The sequence below is a fragment of the Kineococcus vitellinus genome (genome assembly GCF_009906315.1).
Classification (GTDB): Bacteria; Actinomycetota; Actinomycetes; order Actinomycetales; family Kineococcaceae; genus Kineococcus; species Kineococcus vitellinus.
The window spans coordinates 1-3,005 of the sequence record NZ_JAAALL010000404.1; the positions used below are offsets into that span (position 1 = coordinate 1).

At 74.9% G+C, this 3,005-nt stretch carries 4 protein-coding genes and 1 pseudogene; all 5 read right to left on the reverse strand.

Going from position 1 to position 3,005, the window contains the following annotated elements; genetic code table 11:
• A partial coding sequence (locus GTQ99_RS21575; RefSeq protein ID WP_166617751.1) for an MFS transporter occupies positions 1–879 on the reverse strand: 879 nt, incomplete at its 3' end.
• Between the two features lie 308 nt (positions 880–1,187).
• Positions 1,188–1,415: a hypothetical protein gene (locus GTQ99_RS25620; protein ID WP_166617750.1), complete on the reverse strand. Its 228-nt coding sequence runs from the start codon at positions 1,413–1,415 to the stop codon at positions 1,188–1,190.
• A 259-nt stretch (positions 1,416–1,674) separates the two neighbouring features.
• Positions 1,675–1,917, reverse strand: a pseudogene (locus GTQ99_RS27280) (GMC family oxidoreductase N-terminal domain-containing protein); the annotation flags it as partial.
• Between the two features lie 63 nt (positions 1,918–1,980).
• A complete protein-coding gene (locus GTQ99_RS21590) occupies positions 1,981–2,733 on the reverse strand; it encodes an SDR family oxidoreductase (RefSeq protein WP_166617752.1) in 753 nt (250 codons plus the stop codon).
• 136 nt (positions 2,734–2,869) lie between these two features.
• Positions 2,870–3,005, reverse strand: a 136-nt coding sequence (locus tag GTQ99_RS27620; RefSeq protein ID WP_420814604.1) for a DUF5996 family protein, incomplete at its 5' end; no start/stop codon positions are given.

Genomic DNA, 3,005 nt, shown 5'->3' on the forward strand with positions numbered 1-3,005 from the left:
GGCCCCCAGACCGGCCGCGGTGGTGGCCAGCCCGAGGGTGGCCGGGCTCAGGCCGAGGTCGCGCAGGGCCAGCGGCGCCAGCACGGCACCGGCGATGGCCGAGCACGCGAACCAGGCGTGGGTGGAGACCGCGAACGGCAGCAGCGTCGGGTGGCGGTACACCCACCGCAACCCCTCCCCCACGTCCCGACCGACGTCGCGCACCGCACGGCGCAGGCCGCCGCCGGCCGCCTCCTGTGACGGCGACCCCGGCTCGGCCGACGGCCGGGCCGGCACCGGTTCACGCAGGCGGATGGTGGCCACCAGGGCCGCCGAGGCCAGGTGGCTGGCCGCGTCGATCAGGACCGCCGACGGCGCCCCCAGCACCGAGATCACCGCACCGGCCAGCGCGGGCCCGCTGCCCTGGGCGACGGCGTCGGCCTGGTCGATGCGTGCGTGAGCAGCTCCCAGCAGCGGCCGGGGCACCACCCGGGGCAGGAACGACTGCGCGGCGGCGTCCCCGACCAGCGTGGCCGTGCCGAAGACCGCCATCACCGCCATCACCCAGCTCAGGTGCAGGTGGCCGGTCAGGTCCAGCAGCGGGATGGCGGCCAGGACCAGCGCGCAGATCACGTCGGTGGCGACCACGAGGGGGCGTCGTCGGACGCGGTCGACGAGCACGCCGGCCAGCAGGCCGAAGAGCAGGTACGGCAGCCAGCGGGCGGCGTTGACCAGCCCGACGTCGGCACCGCTGCCGCCGAGGGTGTCCACGACGAGGACCTGGACGGCCAGGGCGGTGACGTAGGTCCCGAAGGCCGAGGTGACCGCCGCCGACCACAGTCGCCCGTAGCCACGGCACTCGCGCAGTGACGGCGCCGGCGCGCCTTCCCGGCTGCTCACCCGCGCTGTCTACCAGCCGGCCCGCAGCGACGGGCAGGCGGAGTCCACCTCCCACGAACCCGCGCGGATCACGACCTCGTGAACGCCGACCCGTGAACGCCGACCCCGTGAACGCCGTCGATCCCGATCCGGCCGGCTCCCTGGCCTGCGGCAACCGCGCACGCGCGGCGCGGCACCACCGGCGGCACCAGGACGGGGCCCCCTCCCCTGGGCACCGGCCTGCGAACGCGCGCCGCTGAGCCTCGACGCGCCCTGACGAGCGCGGACCGGAGCCTGCGCTGCAGGCGGTCACCCTCACCCGTCCACGCTCACCCGTCGGCACGCCCCCGCAGGAAGTCGGCCGCACGCTCGGCGACGACCAGCGTCGGCGCCCGCGTGTTGCCCCGCGGCAGGCACGGCATGACCGAGGCGTCGCTGAGGTGGGCGGGGTCGATCAGCGGCGCGGCCGCCGGGTCGTCGGCCGAGGACAGCCGCACGCTCCCGCTGCTCGCCGGAGTCAGCAGCGCGACGGTGGCGGTGGTGGCGGGCTCGTTCATCGGCGTCATCGTGGTGTCCGTGCCGATGAGGTGGAAGAGCGCCCGCACCTCGGCCGCCGACGTCGCGGTGCCCCCGGGGGATCATCGCCGCGATCGTCGGCAGCGTGCTCAGCGGACCACGCCGCACGGTGCGGTAGCGCTCGTGCGCGAGCGCGTCGTCGGAGTCCAGCAGCGTGCGACCGGAGCGCACCGGCCACACCAGCGGCACCACGGGGTGGTCGCGCAGCCCCGCGCCCACCCCGGGGCTGTCGACCACGACGTCCACGCCCACCTCGCGCAGGTGCTCAGCCGGACCGATGCCGGAGAGCACGAGCAGCTGCGGGGTGCGCAGCGCGCCCGCGGTGAGCACGACCTGGACCGCGTCCCACCCCCACCCCTCGGCGCCCTCCCGCTCCCAGCCGTCGTAGTCGGCCGGGTCGCCCTGGAACCCGGCGAGGAAGTCGACCTCGGCGGGCAGCTCGTCGGCGAGCAGGGCGTGCGGGAGTTCTGGGACGAGTGTCACGAGGATCTCCTTCGACGGTGCGGGGTGCCGGGGACACGACGCCGTCCGTCGCGTGGTGCGAGGTCAGATCTGGTTCGTCCCCCCGTCGACGTAGAGGTTCGCGCCGACGACGTAGCTGCTCTGCTCCGAGGCGAGGAAGGCCACGACCGCGGCGGCCTCCTCGGGCCGGCCCATGCGGCCCTTGGCCACGGTCGTGGCGACGGTCTCCCTGATGGTGCGAGCCGTCTCCTCGTCACCGAAGGCGGCGGTCCCCCCGGGCGTCTCGATCCACGCCGGCGAGAGCACGTTGACGCGGATGCCGCGACCCTTCAGCTCGTTGGACCAGGTGCGGGCGAAGGAGCGGACGGCCGCCTTCGAGGCCGCGTAGGCACCGAACGCCTCCATGCCGCGATCACCGGCGGTCGAGCCGACCAGGACGATCGAGGCGCCGTCGTTGAGCAGCGGCAGGGCCTTCTGCACGGTGAACAACGTGCCGCGGGCGTTGACGCCGAAGGTGTGGTCGAAGTGCTCCTCGGTGGTCCGCTCCAACGTCACGAAGGCGGCGACCGCCGCGTTCGCCACCAGCACGTCCAGGCCCTGCCCCCGCGCCCGCACCGCGTCGTAGAGCCGATCCAGGTCGTCCAGCTCGGAGATTTCGCCCGCGACCGCGGTGGCCCGCTCCGCCCCGATGGTCTTGACGGCGACCTCCAGCTCGGCTTCGCGGCGGCCGGTGATGAACACGTGGGCGCCCTCGTCCGCCAACCGCAGAGCGGTAACCAAGCCGATGCCGCTGCTGCCTCCGGTGACCACCGCCGTCTTGCCCTCCAGCTGTCCCACGTGGCTGTCTCCCTCACTCGCTCGTCGTGGCGGCGGTGTCTTGGGTGACGGTGATGTCCATGTCCCTCGGTCGTCCTCTCGGTGCGGGGCGGGTCCTGCGGGTGGGTCCTGCGGGCCGCGGCGGCGTCCGGCCCGTTCAGCGCACGTGGTCCCAGCGCGCCGGGTCGTCCTCCAGCGCAGCGCGGTCCCACCGCCCGTGCTCGGCGGCGGCCGCGTACGTGCTCTGCAGGAAGTCCATCAGCGCGCGGTCCGGGTCGCCGGCGCGGCGCACG